This is a genomic window from Spirosoma agri (assembly GCF_010747415.1).
Classification (GTDB): Bacteria; Bacteroidota; Bacteroidia; order Cytophagales; family Spirosomataceae; genus Spirosoma; species Spirosoma agri.
Genome location: NZ_JAAGNZ010000001.1, coordinates 562084 through 579252, shown reverse-complemented (window position 1 = coordinate 579252; position 17169 = coordinate 562084). Strand labels below are relative to the sequence as shown.

14 protein-coding genes are annotated in these 17169 nt (G+C 51.2%); 6 read left to right on the top strand and 8 right to left on the bottom strand.

Annotated elements, in window-relative coordinates; genetic code table 11:
• Nucleotides 1-2: 2 nt before the first annotated feature.
• Both GK091_RS02380 and GK091_RS02375 read right to left on the bottom strand, forming a co-directional pair.
• Entirely contained in the window at nucleotides 3-1496 is a 1494-nt protein-coding gene (locus tag GK091_RS02380; RefSeq protein WP_164035018.1) for a M20/M25/M40 family metallo-hydrolase, read from the bottom strand.
• Nucleotides 1497-1674: 178 nt separating this feature from the next.
• Complete coding sequence (locus GK091_RS02375; RefSeq protein ID WP_317166264.1) at nucleotides 1675-2412, bottom strand: DUF3431 domain-containing protein; 738 nt, start codon at nucleotides 2410-2412, stop codon at nucleotides 1675-1677.
• 91 nt (nucleotides 2413-2503) lie between these two features.
• Here GK091_RS02375 and GK091_RS02370 point away from each other — a divergent pair, with 91 nt between their 5' ends.
• Together GK091_RS02370 and GK091_RS02365 are read left to right on the top strand one after the other, a co-directional pair.
• Nucleotides 2504-4642 carry a S9 family peptidase gene (locus GK091_RS02370; protein ID WP_164035017.1) on the top strand — a complete coding sequence of 713 codons (2139 nt, stop codon included), beginning with the start codon at nucleotides 2504-2506 and terminating at the stop codon, nucleotides 4640-4642.
• A 121-nt stretch (nucleotides 4643-4763) separates the two neighbouring features.
• Nucleotides 4764-5855 (top strand): hypothetical protein, encoded by a 1092-nt coding sequence (locus GK091_RS02365; protein WP_164035016.1) that lies wholly within the window; start codon nucleotides 4764-4766, stop codon nucleotides 5853-5855.
• Nucleotides 5856-5913: 58 nt separating this feature from the next.
• Here the strand turns inward: GK091_RS02365 and GK091_RS02360 are convergent, their stop codons facing one another.
• The 4 genes from GK091_RS02360 to GK091_RS02345 all read right to left on the bottom strand — a co-directional run bounded on the left by GK091_RS02360 (nucleotide 5914) and on the right by GK091_RS02345 (nucleotide 10721).
• Entirely contained in the window at nucleotides 5914-6810 is an 897-nt protein-coding gene (locus GK091_RS02360; RefSeq protein ID WP_164035015.1) for an SAM hydrolase/SAM-dependent halogenase family protein, read from the bottom strand.
• Between the two features lie 32 nt (nucleotides 6811-6842).
• Nucleotides 6843-8189 (bottom strand): putative hexosyltransferase, encoded by a 1347-nt coding sequence (locus GK091_RS02355; protein WP_246202125.1) that lies wholly within the window; start codon nucleotides 8187-8189, stop codon nucleotides 6843-6845.
• Nucleotides 8186-9706, bottom strand: a complete 1521-nt coding sequence (locus GK091_RS02350; RefSeq protein WP_164035014.1) for a cellulose synthase family protein — start codon at nucleotides 9704-9706, stop codon at nucleotides 8186-8188. Before GK091_RS02350 ends, GK091_RS02355 begins: the two co-directional genes overlap by 4 nt.
• A gap of 166 nt (nucleotides 9707-9872) precedes the next feature.
• A complete protein-coding gene (locus GK091_RS02345; RefSeq protein ID WP_246202124.1) occupies nucleotides 9873-10721 on the bottom strand; it encodes a glycosyltransferase family 2 protein in 849 nt (282 codons plus the stop codon).
• 23 nt (nucleotides 10722-10744) lie between these two features.
• On the opposite strand from GK091_RS02345, the gene GK091_RS02340 reads away from it, so the two are divergent.
• From GK091_RS02340 to GK091_RS02325, 4 genes are all read left to right on the top strand, one after another.
• Nucleotides 10745-11545, top strand: coding sequence for a Rossmann-like and DUF2520 domain-containing protein (locus GK091_RS02340; RefSeq protein ID WP_164035013.1), 801 nt, complete (start codon nucleotides 10745-10747; stop codon nucleotides 11543-11545).
• Between the two features lie 276 nt (nucleotides 11546-11821).
• Nucleotides 11822-12262 (top strand): hypothetical protein, encoded by a 441-nt coding sequence (locus GK091_RS02335; protein ID WP_164035012.1) that lies wholly within the window; start codon nucleotides 11822-11824, stop codon nucleotides 12260-12262.
• A gap of 11 nt (nucleotides 12263-12273) precedes the next feature.
• A complete protein-coding gene (locus GK091_RS02330; protein WP_164035011.1) occupies nucleotides 12274-12783 on the top strand; it encodes a hypothetical protein in 510 nt (169 codons plus the stop codon).
• A 66-nt stretch (nucleotides 12784-12849) separates the two neighbouring features.
• Nucleotides 12850-13875, top strand: a complete 1026-nt coding sequence (locus GK091_RS02325; protein ID WP_164035010.1) for a WD40/YVTN/BNR-like repeat-containing protein — start codon at nucleotides 12850-12852, stop codon at nucleotides 13873-13875.
• 67 nt (nucleotides 13876-13942) lie between these two features.
• Here GK091_RS02325 and GK091_RS02320 read toward each other — a convergent pair whose 3' ends face one another.
• On the bottom strand, nucleotides 13943-16174 hold the full coding sequence (locus tag GK091_RS02320) for a xanthine dehydrogenase family protein molybdopterin-binding subunit (protein ID WP_164035009.1): 2232 nt from the start codon (nucleotides 16172-16174) through the stop codon (nucleotides 13943-13945).
• A complete protein-coding gene (locus GK091_RS02315) occupies nucleotides 16171-17166 on the bottom strand; it encodes an FAD binding domain-containing protein (RefSeq protein WP_164035008.1) in 996 nt (331 codons plus the stop codon). The genes GK091_RS02320 and GK091_RS02315 overlap by 4 nt, the downstream gene beginning before the upstream one ends.
• Between the last annotated feature and the right edge of the window lie 3 nt (nucleotides 17167-17169).

Here is a 17169-nt window from a genome sequence, read left to right as displayed (position 1 = left end):
ACTTATTCTTTCCAGCGCCATTCGTTGGCAATCTGCAAAGGCGTTCGTAATCCCTGGGCGACCAGATAATCGCGCGTTTGCGTATCATTCTGTCGACGGGTCGGAATATCGTCGGCGTCGGCAAGGGCGTAGAGTAACATGGTCGAGTAACGAACCGTATTCTTGAGCTGGTCCGCATTGACGAGATTCATCCGGTCGCAGTTGGCATGATAGCAGTCCAGCACTTCGCGGGCCAGGTGACCGTTCATACCGACCACCGGAACACCTTCGAGCATGAAGGGTTGATGATCAGAGTGCAATCCAGCCTGATTCTGCATGTTGTTGGCAAAGGCAGGTTCAGTCCGTTTGATCGTTTCGCCAACGCTGTTCAGAAACGCAACCATATCGGATCGGCCAAAGGCGTTCAACCCCGTCGGATCATTCGTCATATCCAGATTCAGCATGTACCGAACGTTATCCAGTTTGCCGCTTTTTTTCAGGTTTTCAACCATCGCCCGTGAACCAAGCAGGCCCTGTTCTTCGCCCATAAAGAGTACGAATTCGATGGTCCGTTTGGGTTTCAGTTTCAGCGCCTTGAACGTCCGGGCAATGTCCATGATGGCGAACGAACCGATTCCGTTATCGATCGCACCGGTGGCCAGATCCCACGAATCCAGGTGGCCGCCGACAATAATTTTTTCGTCGGGGTACTTCGACCCTTTGAGCGTTGCAATCACGTTGCGGGCCCGAATTTTCCGGCTCGTATTGCTCATGTCGATCAGGGCATGAAGCGGACTAGCTTCTTCCTGCATCCACGCCCGCAGTGCCTGCCCACTTTCGTGCGTGATACAAACGGATGGGATCGGGATTAGCTTACCCGTAACCGATGCCGTTCCGGTCAGCAGCACATTACCCGGCACAAGGTTGACCATGATGACGCCGATTGCCCCGTATTGAATGGCTAGCGCGGTTTTCTCGGAGCGGTGCAGATTACGGGCACCCTTGGTCGGGGCTGCCAGGCCGATGTTCACCAAGGCAACTTTACCTTTCAGTTTATCTTTCAACGCGGCAAAATCGCCTTCCAACCCATTGCCAACGTCAACGATTTCGCCTTTTACGTGCGCATCAACGGGTGAATGCGCCAGCGAGACGACGCTTATTTCCCGGAAATTGTCGCTCCGATCGGGCACGACCGATAACGTAACCGTATCGCGCGTCCACGCTTCAACTTCAAACGGTTCGTAACGAATCTCTTTGAAACCATACGAGGATAATAAATCAAAGGCATACGTTTCGGCGCGGGTACCGTTCGGGCTTCCCGTCAGGCGGTGGCCTACCTGCTGGCTTGCGTTGGATAGCGTTTCGTAAGCTCGACTGTGTTGCATCACTTCTTCATTGATTCGAAGAAAAGCTTTTTCGAGGGAAATCGTATTCGAATAGAAGGCGGTCAGGCAACCGGCAAGGCCAACAAAAAACAGGCCGTGACGGAAGCGGGGCACGTAAAAGATTCGGTGCATAGATGAATGGTTAATTCGTTGCTAAATATACAAAAAAGATAGCAGATTTCGGGGTCGAAAAAGTAGACACACTATAAGGTAAAAGCGTTCGGTGCGTTGCTAAAAAAAGTGGAAAAGTATGCCGTAGGTTCACCATCCGCAGCGTAGTGTCAGCATGAAGTATCTAGTACCCGACCAATCATAAACTCCGTTGCGACTCGTCAGGAAGCTGGTGCTTCATTGGTTTCAGGTAAACCGTCTGCCGTCCGGCCAGCCAGTCCGCGTCGATACCGACCAGGCCGAAAACACGATCCCAGCTCCGTTCGAAGCAGTGAGCTGCATCGGGGAATGTGATCGAAACCGCCAAGGCCCGTTCGTAAACAGGAAGGGGTTGCAGCCGAATGGCATCGCGATGAACAACGAACTGGGCACCCAGCACGAACGTGTAGAGGTCTGGCCCGTCCGTACCGAACAGCGCCCGATGAAAGCCGAGCAGATCAAGACCCCGCCCATCCTCGTTTTTGCTCCACGGACGAAAAAGCCGTGCGCCCTGGTTATCGTCGGTGTCGATCAGGTGGCCTAGCCAGCGAAACGGATCCTGTACCGGATCGCCAGCCGCAGCGTGGTTTTCGGCGAATGCCTTCATCGTTTTTTTGAAATCATAGGCGTGATCGAACGGTTTTCCCTGACAGAATACGGTCCACTCCGCCAGCGAATTGTACCGACTAACGATGTGATGCAGATACGTATGCGCTTCGCGACCAATATTGGGGAGCGGTATGGCCAGCGGCCCCGCTGAACCATCCGGACTCTTATCGTAGACGATTATGCGGATTCCGGCGGGCAGATTACGGAGCCAGTTCAGGTTTTCTGTATAGCGGGCAACGACGAGTTCAAACGTACACACGGCGGCAGGCGAAGTTTTCAGAGCGAACACAAAGAAACCGGGTTTGCCCCGTTAAAGCGTTATTTTCTCCGTCTTCACCAGCCAAACCCTTATTTTTACGAGTACGCTTTAGAAACGAACCATGATACGAACGTGTTTTACGTTTATCACCACGCTTACGCTGTACAGCATGACACAAGCTCAAACACCGACCACAGGAACAGGAACCCCGAAGGCTCCAAAGGCTGCGGTTAAACCGAAAGAATTAATTACCAACGGCCACAAGCGGATCGATAACTATTACTACCTTAACGAGCGCGAAAATCCGGAGGTCATCAAGTACCTCAACGCCGAAAACACCTATCTGGATCAGGTACTGGCCCCGGTCAAAGGCTTACAGGACAAGCTTTTTGAGGAGATGAAAAGCCGCATTAAGCAGCAGGACGAGTCGGTTCCCTACAAAGAAGGCCATTACTACTATTACACCCGATTCATCACCGGGGGCGAATACCCAATCTACTGCCGCAAAAAAGGGTCATTGCAAGGCACCGAAGAAATTATGTTCGACGGCAACGCGATGGCCAAAGGGCATAACTACTACCAGATTGGTGGCTACGAGATTTCGGACAACGATCAACTGGCCATTTTTGCGGAAGATACGGTTAGCCGCCGTCTCTACACGCTGCGGATAAAGAACTTGAAAACCGGCACAATTTATCCGGAGGCCATCGAGGATACGGAAGCGGGCAGTTTCGCCTGGGCGACCGACAATAAGACGCTGTTCTACATCAAGAAAGACCCGCAGACACTACTGGGCTATCAGGTCTATCGGCACGTTTTAGGCACTGATCCCAAAACCGACGTGCTGGTCTATGAAGAACCCGATAACCAGTTTTATATGGGTCTGGGTCGGTCAAAATCAAAAAAGTACATCACCATTGGCTCCGATCATAACGGCGTTTCGACGGAATACCGCCTGCTGGAAGCCAATCAGCCGCTGGGTGAGTTTAAGGTATTCCTGCCGCGCCAGAAAGGCCACGAGTACGACATCGTTCATTACCAGAACAAGTTCTATGTTCGTACGAACTGGAAAGCGGAAAACTTCCGGCTGATGGAAGTACCCGAAGGTAAAACCGCCGACCGCACGGCATGGAAAGAAGTGATTGCCCACCGGCCCGATGTGTTCCTGGCCAACATGGACGTATTCACCAATCACCTCGTTCTGGACGAACGCAAAGCCGGACTGACTAATATTCGGATCATCAATCAGCAAACCAAGGCGGACGAGTACCTGGACTTTGGCGAACCCGCTTACGTTGCGGGCATCAGCTACAACCCGGATTTCAACACCAACGTGTTGCGCTACAGCTATTCATCGCTGACAACGCCCGGTTCTGTCTTCGATTACAACATGGATACCCAAACCAAAACGCTGATGAAACAGCAGGAAGTATTGGGTGGTTTCGATAAGACCAATTACGTATCGGAACGGGTATTCGTTACGGCCCGCGATGGCGTCGACGTTCCAGTTTCGCTAGTGTATCGGAAAGGTACACCCAAAGACGGTTCGGCTCCGTTGCTTCAGTATTCATACGGTTCCTACGGTTACTCGACCGACCCCGGCTTTAGTTCAACGCGTCTGAGTTTGCTCGACCGGGGCTTCATCTTCGCCATTGCCCATATCCGGGGTGGGCAGGAAATGGGCCGACGGTGGTACGAAGACGGTAAGATGCTTAAGAAGAAAAATACGTTCAACGACTTCGTGGACGTGTCAGAATACCTGATCAAAAATAAATACACCAGTGCGGCTACGTTGTTCGCGATGGGCGGCAGTGCGGGCGGCTTGCTGATGGGTGCCATCGTCAACCAAGCTCCGCAACTTTACCGGGGTGTTGTGGCGGCTGTACCCTTTGTGGACGTTGTAACGACAATGCTCGACGAAAGTATTCCGCTGACCACGGGCGAATTTGAAGAATGGGGCAACCCTAAGCAGCAACCCTATTACGAATACATGCTGTCCTATTCACCCTACGACAACGTAGAGAAAAAGGCGTATCCCAACATGCTCGTCACCACGGGTCTACACGACTCGCAGGTACAATATTGGGAGCCAGCCAAGTGGGTCGCTAAGCTCCGGGCCATGAAAACCGATACCAATCAGCTTCTGCTCCATACGAACATGGAAGCGGGTCACGGTGGCGCATCGGGGCGGTTCCAGGCGCTCAAAGAAATCGCACTTGAATATGCCTTCATCCTGAATCTGGTTGACCAGCGGCAGTAAAAGGAGTTGACCATTTCTTACCAATGGTTAGCGGCATCAGGCTGATCACAGGCTTATTCTGTGACCATTACCCTGATTGCCGCTGACCATTGTCTTTTTTATTCCACAAAAATCAATTGTTATGGCCAATCCGCAGCTCGTTCATATTCCGACGCCTAGCAAAGACAAAGCCCCGCTCTCGAAGGCCCAGAAGGAATTTAATCGGCTGACCCAAAAAATTGGTGAGCTAGAGGATGAATTGACGCAATTCCGGACAGCCGCGACGGCCATTCAGCAACGCGTTTACACCGACTATGAACCGTTGCTGCGGGAATACAACCAGCTACGCGCCAACCTCGTGCGGGTATTTGACCGGGCGTACGAACGTCCCGATGCGACTAAATCCGAAAAGAAAAAACTCACTGACCTGATCATTGATCTGGCTTACGATCTAATCAGTGAACACGGTATGAACGAGCTTAAGCCCATTTTCGACAAGTACGACAAGGACGGGTTCGACGCGATCGACGCTGAATCGGACCAGCAGGTTTCGGATGTCATGAAAGAGGTGGTCAGTTCAATGTACGGAATCGAAATCGACGAGCATGCCGATGTGAGTACGCAGGAGAAATTCATGGCCTATCTTGACGAACAGATGCAGGCCCGGCAGGCAAACGAGCAACAGGAACGCGACGAAAAACGAGCGAAGAAACCAAAATCGGCGAAGCAGCAGGCTCGCGAAGCGAAAAAACAGCTCGACGAACGAAACATCACGAAAGCCGTGCGAACCCTGTACATGGATCTGGTGAAGGCGTTTCACCCCGACCGCGAACCCGATGAGGCCGAGAAGGTCCGCAAGACCGAAATCATGCAGCGGGTGACTGAAGCGTACGAAAAGAGCGACCTCCTTGCACTGCTTCGGCTCCAGCTTGAGTTCGACCGCATCGACCAGCAGCACCTCGAATCGCTGGCCGACATTCAGTTGAAATACTACAACAAAATCCTGAAACAACAGGTCGATGAACTCAGTGACGAACTGTTTACGCTGCAAACCCAACTGGCGTCTATGCTGGGTAAACCGTTCGGGCTGGTTAGTTCGCCAGTGGGCTTGGAACTTAGTTTTAACAACGACATTCGCGCGTTGAAACGGAGCATCAAGGATGCTAAACGAGATGTGAAAGACCTTTCCGACCCGTCTATTCTTAAGGGGTGGCTCAAATCGTATAAAGTTTGAGAAGCGGGCAGTCTGGATGCGTTCTTGGGTGAACCAGGCGTTAACGTCTGTATGATCTCTACTTACTAACAACAATTTTCCAGTCGGCTCCGCTAAACACATTGTACTTCCCCGAGAAATTACCCTGATTCACGGCAATCGAGAAATTCAGTAGGCTGTTGATATAGGCTACATCAGCACCAATGGGGGCTTCGCCAAACGTATTCACTAGCCGAACTGACTTGTCATAGACGGTCGAATCGTTGTGCATAATCTGAATGCGTACGGCCTCACCGGGTTTGGCATTGAGTTGCGCCAGCATGGCTTTTGGTATGTTGGTCCAGACATTGCCGTACTGAACATCAAGCGCAGGAATCGTTCCTTTGAGCACGCCATTTGCGTAGTCCGCCTTTTGGTACGGCAAACGCACGACATCGTTGCGCACGGTTGAACCGACCTGCTGAAATGTAATGGTTCGGGATGCCAGTCGGGCCGCCGTATACGCATATACATCGCGACCATGAAACGTGTAGGATTCGTTCGAGTTCTTCAGTCGATTGACCGCTTCGTCAATTTCCCGAATCTCACCAATACCCAGATTTTCTGCAACCAGTGTCAGTGTACCGTTATCGGGTGTCACAATATAATGACCTGACTTCGTAAGCAGCACTACCGAATGACGATCCGTACCAACGCCGGGGTCGCAGACCGAGACAAAAACCGTTCCCTTCGGGTAGTACGAAACGGTTTGATGCAGCCGGTAAGCGGCCTCCCAGATGTTATAAGCGGGAATTTCGTGCGTCAAATCGAACAGCTTTAGCTCGGACGATACACCCATCGCCACGCCCTTCATGGCTGATACGGCCCCGTCTTTCAGCCCAAAATCCGATTGAAAAACGACAATGCCATTCTGGGCGCGGGCAAATTGCAGGAAACCAAAAAGAAGTAAAACGGTAGCGGTGTAAGCTGGCTTCATGGCTGGTGGTGTAATTCCAGCGCAAATATAAATCACCGGGCCAGCATCTTTTCGCTCCGTCGCCTGATCTCCGCTACCAGAAAAGCGAACACCACGCTGTACTCAATTGCTGTTAGCCAAAGATTTTCCTGATACGGCACGGCTCGGTAGGTACAATACGATAACGGAATCAATGCAGACCAAACGAGGGGATAGCGAAAGCGGGTGAAAACGGCAGCGGCTACAAGCGTCGTGATATACCAGGGATGAACCGTGGTAGCAAAGGCAAAATAGAGTGTCAGCACCGCCAGTACCTGTGCCGGAATAGACACGGTACGCCACCGGAACGAAATCCACAGCATACTCAGCGTTGTCGTGACGGACAGCCAGAAACCGATAAATCCAATGGCATTGTACCCTTTAAACCAGTAACCAATGGCGCGTAAAACGTAATAGATACTGGCATTGAACTCAAACTTCTGGAAATAGAGATTGACGCTGGAGAATATGTTCTGCACCAGTTCGAGACTGGCAAAGGAGACAAACTGAACGATCGTAAACAGACCGGTCAAGATAGCATAAACAATCCCTTTCCGCCATCCCAGCCACCGAACAATAATCGGCAGTAGCACCAGCGGCAACAATTTCGACCCAATAGCCAGCGCCAGCGCGCCCGCTGATTTTAGTACGCTCAACCAGGACTGGTTGTCTTGCAAAAGCCACCAGGCAGCCAACAGGGTAAAGAAAATCATGACAGCCTCGAAATGCAGATTTCCAGTCAGTTCGAGGATGACCAGCGGATTCAGTCCGTACAGCAGCGCCAGATTAGGACTGCGCCCCAATTGGCGTAACAGTTTCGTCAGGAGCCACAATGAACCTATGTCGCTAAGCAGAATTGGCACACGAAGCCAAACGACATTCCAGAATAAACTGTTGGACGACAGCCTCGCTGCTACACCAAAAAGAATCTGATTCAGTGGCGGATAGACGGTGAAATAAGCGGGAGAGTTAAGGTGTCGGAACAGGTCTCCGTACAGATTGGCAAGCTGAGCTATTTTTGTATTGACAATCGAATTGGGCAGGTACAGATACGGGTTGAAGCCATGCGAGAGCAGCCGCCCATCCCACACGAATCGATAAACATCATCGGAGAGCCGGGGCATAGCAAAGAGCAAGGCAAGTCTGAACAGGATTGCCGCGCTGAATAGAAAGCGGTTTCCCTCACCCCCGACCCCTCTCCCATGCTGGTCGAGGGTAAGCACCCACCAATACCACAAAAACAATCCCGTCAGCAGAACGATTAGCCAATCGAATTGCTGACGGGAAATTGTGTAAGCGATTATGATGTACGCAGTGGCCGATGTGATGAGCCAGAGCAAACGAAGCGGAGTTACCATCATACACTCACCGATACCGGACGAGCCACTCGAACCGGAACACCGGCTGGGCGACGTCCCGCATGGACGAGCGAATATACGAACACCATTCCAAACCCAACCATAAGCATGATGTGCAGAAAGAACATCCGGAAGTCCTGCACGTAGAAAGCCAGCACTAACCCACCGAGAAAATAAAGTGCGAGCGCGCCTTCGGCCAGGGCCAGCCAGCTGAGCTTCCGACTGACGTATTTATTGGCATCCCAGCGATCGCCAGCCAGTTTTACGTTGAATTTGGGCGTCCGAACGAATGGTGTTTTTCGACCGATATAGCCTTCTATCACTGCGATCGTATTGTGCAACGACAACCCCATCATCAGCGATGAATACATTGGGAAATACCAGATCAGGCTAGCCTTACTCCCGCGCTTCAGGAGCCAGAACGGAATGCCGTAAAACGTAATAAGAATCAGCAGGTTAACTTGAAACAGGTTAATCACAAAAAATACGCTCTCCCATTCAGGATGTCGATGGCGGATGTAAATCAACGGGACGCTCACTACGCCGAGGATCAATACGAGGATGAATGTTGCACTGCTGAAGAGATGAAAAAAAGCGTGAAGCTTCATCACGAGCGAAACATTCGGCGCTTTTAAGACCTTCACGATCAACTTACGCGCGCACTCTGCCGCGCCCTTCATCCAGCGATATTGCTGCGACTTTAGCGCGTTCATAGCTACCGGCAACTCGGCAGGCGAACCAACATCTTCGCGATAGACAAATTTCCAACCGCGCAATTGAGCCCGATAGCTCAAATCCAGGTCTTCGGTAAGCGTGTCGCTCTGCCAGCCGCCGGCGTCAGCTATGGCTATCTTCCGCCAGACACCACCCGTGCCGTTGAAATTGGCTAGAAAACCAGCCGCATACCGCCCGCTTTGTTCGATGGTGAAATGGGCGTTCAACCCAAATGCCTGCAACTGCGTTATCAGCGAGAAATCTTCGTTCAGATGTTCCCAGCGCGTTTGAACGATAGCCACTTTCGGGTCGCTGAAATGCGGAACGGTTTTGAGCAGAAAATCCGGATCAGGGACAAAGTCGGCATCGAAAATCGCGATAAACTCGCCTTTTGCAAACGCCAGGCCATACCCCAGGGCTCCGGCCTTGAATCCTTTCCGCTCCGGACGCCGAACGTGTTCGATATCAAAACCCTGTTGCTGGTATTCCTTCACCTTAGCGGCAATGATCTGCACCGTTTCATCGGTTGAGTCATCGAGCACCTGAATATCGAGCTTGTCTTTGGGATACCGTATGTCAACAACGGCGTCAATCAGTCGCTCGATGACATACAGTTCGTTGTAAACCGGCAGCTGAATCGTAACCCGGGGCAATGAATCCGGGTGCACGCTATCGGCCAGCAGAATGGCGGATTTTCGCTTTCGTCCAGAGCGTAGATAAATGATAATCAGGCTTAACTGGCCGCAGTTGTAGAGAAACAATAACAACAGAGCCAGCCCATAAAGAATCAGGACTGATATTTCCATGTTGGTGAAAACGAAATCGTTTTAACGTTGATTTTGGTATTGTGTACTTTCATCTGGTCGATAATCGGCGTAAACGACGAACACGTTGTTGAAGCGACTATGTTTTCAGTCTGATAACCCGTTCGCTCAATAATCTGTCCTGTTTTTCTGGTCATTTGCCCAACGATCACCAGTATTTAAAAATCGTTGTAATAATCTTATAGCCGGCCAGTACTGTCCCTTTAACCGTTCCCGAGATTTTCGAGAAACCGATGCGTCTTCGGTAGTTGACCGGCACCTCCACAATCCGGAGTCGGTGTTTGGCCGCTTTCAACTGCATCTCGACCGTCCATCCGTAGGTTTTATCCTGCATATCTAATGCCAGTAGTTTATCGAACCGAATAGCCCGAAACGGCCCCAGATCGGTATAACGAACATTGTACAACCATCGGAGCAAGGTTGTTGCCAGCCAGTTGCCGAACAGTTGCTGCGGTGTCATCGAACCCCGCTGCCGGTTGCCCAGCGCTCGTGAGCCAATAACCAGATCCGCTTCGTTTTTCAGTATCGGTGCCACTACCTGAGTCATCTCGCCGGGATAGTCCGAGTAGTCAGCATCGATGAAAACAACTACATCTGGCTTTTGTTGCCGATTGTGAGCGTAAGCGATCCCTTTTAGGCAGGCCCGTCCATATCCTTGGCTGGGTTCGTCCAGAACAGTAGCTCCTGCAAGAGCTGCTTCCACGGCCGTTTGGTCGTTCGAATTGTTATTGACGACCACAATTTCGTCGACAAGGCCAGCCGGAATTTCGCGAATGACCTTCCCAACGGAGTTCTCTTCATTGAAAGCCGGGATAATGACCAGGATAGCGTACAAAACAGAGTCAGGTAATGATAATGAGTTGATGGGCTGGGCAACCGGAGATCGTAGCGAATCGGTCGTAGAAGCTACGTGACTTTTCTGTTTACGCAACCAGCCAGTTACATCCATTAACGATACACCAATCATCTTGTTCCGAACGTATGGTGCTAAATTCAATCAAAATGTTCTATACTTGAGCTATGGAAGTATCCTTTATTGGTGCGGGTAATCTGGCCTGGCACCTCGCCCCAGCCCTCGAAAATGCGGGGCATCACATTAATGAGGTATACAGTCGGCAGCTTGCGCATAGCCGGCAGCTTGTCAGTAACCTTTATGACGCCCGCACGCATTCGGACCTGAACTTTGCCGATAGCCCCGCCCGCTTGTTTGTTCTCGCCGTTCCCGATGACTCGCTCGAACCCGTCTGCTCACGGCTGGTACTGCCCGAAGATGCCACGCTGGTTCATACATCGGGCAATCAGTCGCTCACTGCACTGGAAAATTGGATGACGATCTACAGTGATGTACCCGTCAGGACGGGCGTCTTCTATGGGTTGCAGACATTTACGAAGGGACAGCCTTTTATGGACTTCCGTGGAATTCCGCTTTGCATTGAGGCCACCAGCAAAACAACCGAAGATCTACTGGTTAAGGTGGGACAGGAATTAAGTGATATTGTTTATCTCATCACCTCCGCCGAACGCCAGACGTTACATGTTTCGGCGGTATTTGCCTGCAATTTTACGAATCATCTGCTGGCCATTGCGCACGATCTCACCACTACCAATGGCCTGGAGTTCGAACTCCTGCAACCCATTATTCGTGAAACCATCCGGAAGGGCCTTGCGGTCAAAAACCCGGCTGATGTGCAGACCGGCCCCGCCCGCCGGGGTGACCTTACTACCATTGAAAGTCATTTACGACAGTTGGAGATGCAACCGCGACTGGCAGAAATCTATCAGATTATGACAACAAGCATACGACAACACTACAATCATTAACATGGATAATTCAGTGTTTCACTATAGATAAACATTTAATTTTTAACGAAGCCTATTTATCACTACTAGTTATATATTCTTGAATAAGTTGAGAATTGTTTGGATAAAACCTAATCCGACTATAGATTTACTTCCTTATTAGCCAAGACAAATATACCTAAAGTTCATTTTGAGCATATAGCAACAGATCAATGCGTTATAGAGCTAGCTATCAACGTTCGTTAAACAGAGTAGAATCCTTGGCGTTGTATAAATCAAGTTTTACTAACTGATCGTATGAGTGCATCGAAACGATTGGACAAAACATCAGTTCCCGGAAATACCGAGCGACTTGCTTTGTATGAAACATACGGCGCTATGGCGTACGGGGTCATCTTACAAATTATTCCCCAACCCGAGCTGGCACAGCAGGTTCTGGTCGATTTGTTCATTGCCCCGCAGATAGAGCAATGTATAGGGTCGATGGCCAGTCCGGGGTGCAGCATTGTCCGACTTGCCCGTACGAAAGCGCTTGAGGCAAGTCGAGTCACCGGAGCTTTATCTGCTCCCCTCTCTGACTACAAAGCAAGTGAGAAAGAAACCGCTGAGAAGCTCGTTTTCGACTTATCGTTTCGTCAGGGCCATTCGTTGGGAACTATAGCCGAACGCCTGCAAATACCTTATTCAGATGTGATGAAGTCAATTCGCAATTATTTTAAGTATCTTCGTACGTCTTAACTGCACTAACCTTGAAGAACTATCAATATTTGACGGATGGCGTTATAGAGTCTTATCTATTAGGCTTGGTGTCCGATGGTGAGAAACGGGAGGTAGAACGTTTGTTGACTACTGATCCGGATGTTCTGTCACAGTTGAATGAATTGGAGACAGAGATGGAGGACCATTTTTTGCGTAGTGCGGTTCCGCCACCACCAGCCGTTAGAATGGCAATTCTGGACGAGCTAAACAAAACCGATCTCATAAAACGGGACCGGAACCAGAACGATTATACCCGTTTCAAACAGGAATCACACGAATCACCCAAACCCGACTACGTTGACGTCGAAGTTAACAATACGCACATTCAGGTCCATAAATACTGGCGACCTGCTTTTATCGCGGTATTTGTGCTGTCGAAAGTTTTCCTGATCGCGGGTTTATACTACTATTTCAAGACGTCCAGTCTTGAGCAAGAGATCATTCGGCTTAAGGCAACGACCCAGCAAACGGCTCCGATGACGCCCAGTAAAACGCCATAATGTTACGTTTGATCAAATTGTCTGTCCAAAGGCTGATTACCGTCACCTAACAGACAATTCCCTCATATGAAACAAAGTTTTATCGCTCTTTTACTTTCTTTCTCTACTCTTCTTCCCGCGGCTGCTCAGTGGCAACTGCAAAACGTCCAGACTGAGGCCAGTTTTCGTTCAGTAAGTGCATCGACTCCCAATGTCGTCTGGATTGGCGGCACGCAGGGAACCTTTGTCCGCACAATCGATGGTGGCAAAACCTGGCAGACCGGCACCGTTCCCGACGCCCAATCGTGTGATTTTCGGGACGTGCAGGCTATCGACGAGCAAACGGCTTATCTGATGAGCGCTGGCCCCGCCGAAAAAGATCAGGCTCGCATCTACAAAACAGTCGATGGTGGTCAGACCTGGACTTTGCTCTACAAAACGCAGCAATCCGGTGTCTTCTTCGATGGTATGGATTTCTGGGATAAGCAGCACGGTATTGTCTTCAGCGATCCGGTCCATGGACGCTGGTTCATTCTCACGACAGACGACGCGGGTAAAACATGGCAGCCTGTGCCAACAACCAGTATCCCCATGATGCACCCCAACGAAGCCGCCTTTGCTGCCAGCGGCACCAGCCTCGTTGTTCAGGGCAAACGAAACGCCTGGATTGCATCGGGAGGGGCCATCAATTCACGCGTCTTTCGCTCCACGGATCGTGGCCGCAGTTGGGCCGTCAGCACAACGCCACTACCGGCTGGTGATGCTACGGGCCTGTTCGGTATGCGTTTCGTTAGTGAGAAAATAGGTATCGTGGTGGGGGGTAATTATAAAAAAGAACAGTTGACCGGTCCCAATACCGCCATCACCCGCGACGGTGGCGAAACCTGGCAGCTACTCGCGCCAACGGATCCGGCAGGGTTAAAAGAAGCCATTGCCTTGCTGCCGGGTGATCGACTAATTACGGTTGGCCCATCGGGGACGAGTCTATCAGCCGATCAGGGGCAAACCTGGCAAAAACTTGATACAGACGGATTTCATTCACTTGTCTGCCTGAAAGGCACCTGCTATGCGGTGGGAGCCAAAGGAAAAGTGGCGATCCAACACTTCAAATAAAAGCCTGCTAGTGTTTAGATACGCCAAATCTCAAAGATATGGCGTATCTAAACACTAGCAAACTCACTTACAACAGTTTATCGAGCGTAATCGGCAGATCACGCACCCGCTTCCCTGTCGCATGGAAAACGGCATTGGCAATAGCAGCCGGCATACCGACAATACCAATTTCGCCGAGCCCTTTGACACCAAGTGGGTTGACGATCGTATCGTGCTCTTCGACAAAAATCACGTCGAGATCGTGAATATCAGCGTTGACGGCTACATGGTATTCGGCTAGGTTATGGTTCATGAACCGACCGAAGTGGTGATCCATAACACTTTCCTCTTCCAATGCCTTGCTGATACCCCAAACCATGCCGCCAATAATCTGCGACCGGGCTGTTTTGGGATTGATAATTCGTCCACCCGCAACGGCAGTCACGGCCCGCGTTATTTTAACCGAGCCCAGTTCTTCATCGACCTGCACTTCAACGAAGACGGCAGAGTGTGTGCTGCGGCTGTATTTACGCTGTTCCAGCATGTTCGGTAAGGATGTCGATGTTTCCCGAATAGCCCGTCCCCCGTTTGAATCGACAACAGCCTGTAAGGATACGACAACCGACGAATCACTTTTCAGACGAATCGATTTATCGGCAAACTCCACATCGTTAAAATCGACTTTCGCGAACGGTGATCCCGGCATTTTCTTGGCCAGTTTGAAGAGCGATTTGCTCAAATCTTCGCAGACTACCTTTACGGCTGACCCTACTGTTGCCATCGTCCAGGAACCACCCTGAATAGGCGCCAGTGGCAGGTCGCTATCCCCAAGTTTAAACAGCACATCGTCAATTGGCATACCAAGCGTATCGGCAGCAATCTGTGCCATAACGGTGTAAGTACCTGTTCCAATGTCGGCGGTAGCGCTGCTCACTCGTAGTTTTCCGTTTACCATCAAAACGGCTTCCGCCCTGGCTGGCATCTGATTCGCATCCCAGATACCCGTTGCCATCCCCCAACCGATCAGGTTATGCCCCTGACGTGTGGACCTTGGTTCTGGATTGCGCTTAGACCAGCCAAACCGCTCGGCCCCCTGTTGAAAACAGGCTTTCAGTTCTTTGCTCGAGTAGGGACGATCCTCGTTCATATCCCGATCCGCGTAGTTTTTCAACCGCAGTTCGAGCGGGTCCATCCCAAGTTTATGAGCGAGTTCGTCAACGGCAACCTCCAGCGCCGATATACCCGTAACACCCCCCGGTGCCCGCATATCAAGTGGGGTATACATATCCAGCGGCACCACCTTATACGTAAGCGTGACATTTTCTGATGGATAAAGCATACCCGCCCAGTTGACTACAACTTCGGTATAGTCCTCGAACTGTGACGTTTCGGCCACAGCGTCGTGATAAATCGCGCTCATCGTTCCGTCCGGTGAAGCTCCCAAGGCCAGCCGTTGTATCGTAGCCGGACGATGTCCGAAGGTAAACATCTGCTGCCGCGTCAGGGATACCCGTACCGATCGCTTCAGTTCACGTGAGGCTAGTACGGCCAGAAACAGCTGGTATTGGGGCCGTAATCCTGAGCCGAACCCGCCACCAACGTAGGGTGAAACGACGCGCACGTCACTGAACGGTATGTCAAATATCTGCGCGACATACATCTGGCTGTTGGGTGCTCCCTGCGTTTTGTCGTATATGGTCAATTTGCCATTCTGCTCGTAAACGACCGTAGTAGCAAACATCTCCATCGGGTTATGATGCTCAACCGCATGAACGTATTCTTCAGCCACTTTCACGGCCGACGCGCTGTATGCCTCGTCAAAGTCACCACGCGGTTTTGGCGGTGGCGGCTTCAATAAGCTGGCTACACCTGACTTCGGCTTACGGCCTTCCTGCTGATTCGATGCCAGATCGGTTTCGTGCTCATCAACGTCGTACTCGACCTGAATCAGCGAGGCTGCATACCTAGCGACTTCAAATGTTTCGGCAACAACCAGCGCAACAGGCTGACCGCTGTATTTTATTTTGGCATCGTACAACGGTCTGAATGGTGAACCGGGAGGGGCATCCTGATCTTTGTAGTTCATGTCAAACCAGGCCAGCTTTGGCCGGTTTTCGTGCGTAAAGACCTGCAAAACTCCGTCAAGGCCCAGGGCATCAGTCGCATCGATCTTCGTTATCTTCCCTTTCGCGATGGCGCTGGAGATCACATAGCCATAGGCTAGATCCGGCACATTGAATTCGGCGGCATATTTAGCCTTACCCGTCACCTTATCAACGCCATCAACGCGGCTCAGCGGCTTTCCTATGTATTGGGTCATGCTGTCGGTTCGAGTTTAGCGGCCTGTCCCAATGCTCGCACAATGGCACGTTTAACCAGTTCAATTTTGAATGTATTATGCTCATAGCCACGTGCACCCTCGACAAGTGCCTCTGCCACGGGTTGAAAATTAGCTTTTGTAGCTGGCTTGCCAATGAGCATCGCTTCGACCTCCGACTTCCGCCAGGGCTTGTGCGCTACGCCACCCAGCGCAATTCGTGCGTCGGTTATTTGGTCACCGTCCATGTCAAGAGCAACAGCCACGGATACCAGCGCAAAAGCGTACGAAGCCCGGTCGCGGAGTTTCAGATAGGTATGGTAGTCTGAGAATCCCTTTGCTGGCAAATCGATAGCAACGACCAGTTCGCCGGGTTGTACGGTATTATCGAATTGCGGCTCTTCGCCTGGTAGTCGGTGAAAGTCAGCAATAGGAATGGTTCGCTCGCCCGACGGACCCGACACGCGAATAACCGCATCGAGCGCGCGCAGGGCCACACACATATCCGATGGGTTTGTGGCAATGCAACTGGTACTGGTGCCCAAAATAGCGTGAATACGGTTGTGGCCGTTAATGGCGCCACATCCTGAACCAGGCTGGCGTTTGTTGCAGGGCATGGCCGTATCGTAGAAATAGTAGCACCGCGTCCGCTGAAACAGGTTTCCACCATTGGTTGCCATGTTCCGTAGCTGCGGAGACGCTCCGGCCAGAATAGCCTGCGATAGCAGTGGATACCGTTTTTCGACCTGTTCGTGGTAGGCCGTGTCGGCGTTCGTTACCAGCGCACCGAGTCGCAGTCCACCGTCTTCGGTGTCCGTTATTGAACTGAGCGGAAGCCGGTTGATGTCAACGAGCCGATTAGGGCGTTCGACGTTTTCCTTCATTAAATCGAGAAGGTTTGTCCCTCCCGCAATGAACTTTGCTCCGGTATGGGCAGTCAGATCGTCCAGCGCGACAGCAACATCGTCGGGACGGGCATACGAAAAACTATTCATAAG

Coding starts and splice junctions, on each gene's coding strand:
- GK091_RS02380 (WP_164035018.1), bottom strand. CDS start 1,496: ATGCACCGAATCTTTTACGTGCCCCGCTTCCGTCACGGCCTGTTTTTT.
- GK091_RS02370 (WP_164035017.1), top strand. CDS start 2,504: ATGATACGAACGTGTTTTACGTTTATCACCACGCTTACGCTGTACAGC.
- GK091_RS02365 (WP_164035016.1), top strand. CDS start 4,764: ATGGCCAATCCGCAGCTCGTTCATATTCCGACGCCTAGCAAAGACAAA.
- GK091_RS02360 (WP_164035015.1), bottom strand. CDS start 6,810: ATGAAGCCAGCTTACACCGCTACCGTTTTACTTCTTTTTGGTTTCCTG.
- GK091_RS02355 (WP_246202125.1), bottom strand. CDS start 8,189: ATGATGGTAACTCCGCTTCGTTTGCTCTGGCTCATCACATCGGCCACT.
- GK091_RS02350 (WP_164035014.1), bottom strand. CDS start 9,706: ATGGAAATATCAGTCCTGATTCTTTATGGGCTGGCTCTGTTGTTATTG.
- GK091_RS02340 (WP_164035013.1), top strand. CDS start 10,745: ATGGAAGTATCCTTTATTGGTGCGGGTAATCTGGCCTGGCACCTCGCC.
- GK091_RS02335 (WP_164035012.1), top strand. CDS start 11,822: ATGAGTGCATCGAAACGATTGGACAAAACATCAGTTCCCGGAAATACC.
- GK091_RS02325 (WP_164035010.1), top strand. CDS start 12,850: ATGAAACAAAGTTTTATCGCTCTTTTACTTTCTTTCTCTACTCTTCTT.
- GK091_RS02320 (WP_164035009.1), bottom strand. CDS start 16,174: ATGACCCAATACATAGGAAAGCCGCTGAGCCGCGTTGATGGCGTTGAT.
- GK091_RS02315 (WP_164035008.1), bottom strand. CDS start 17,166: ATGAATAGTTTTTCGTATGCCCGTCCCGACGATGTTGCTGTCGCGCTG.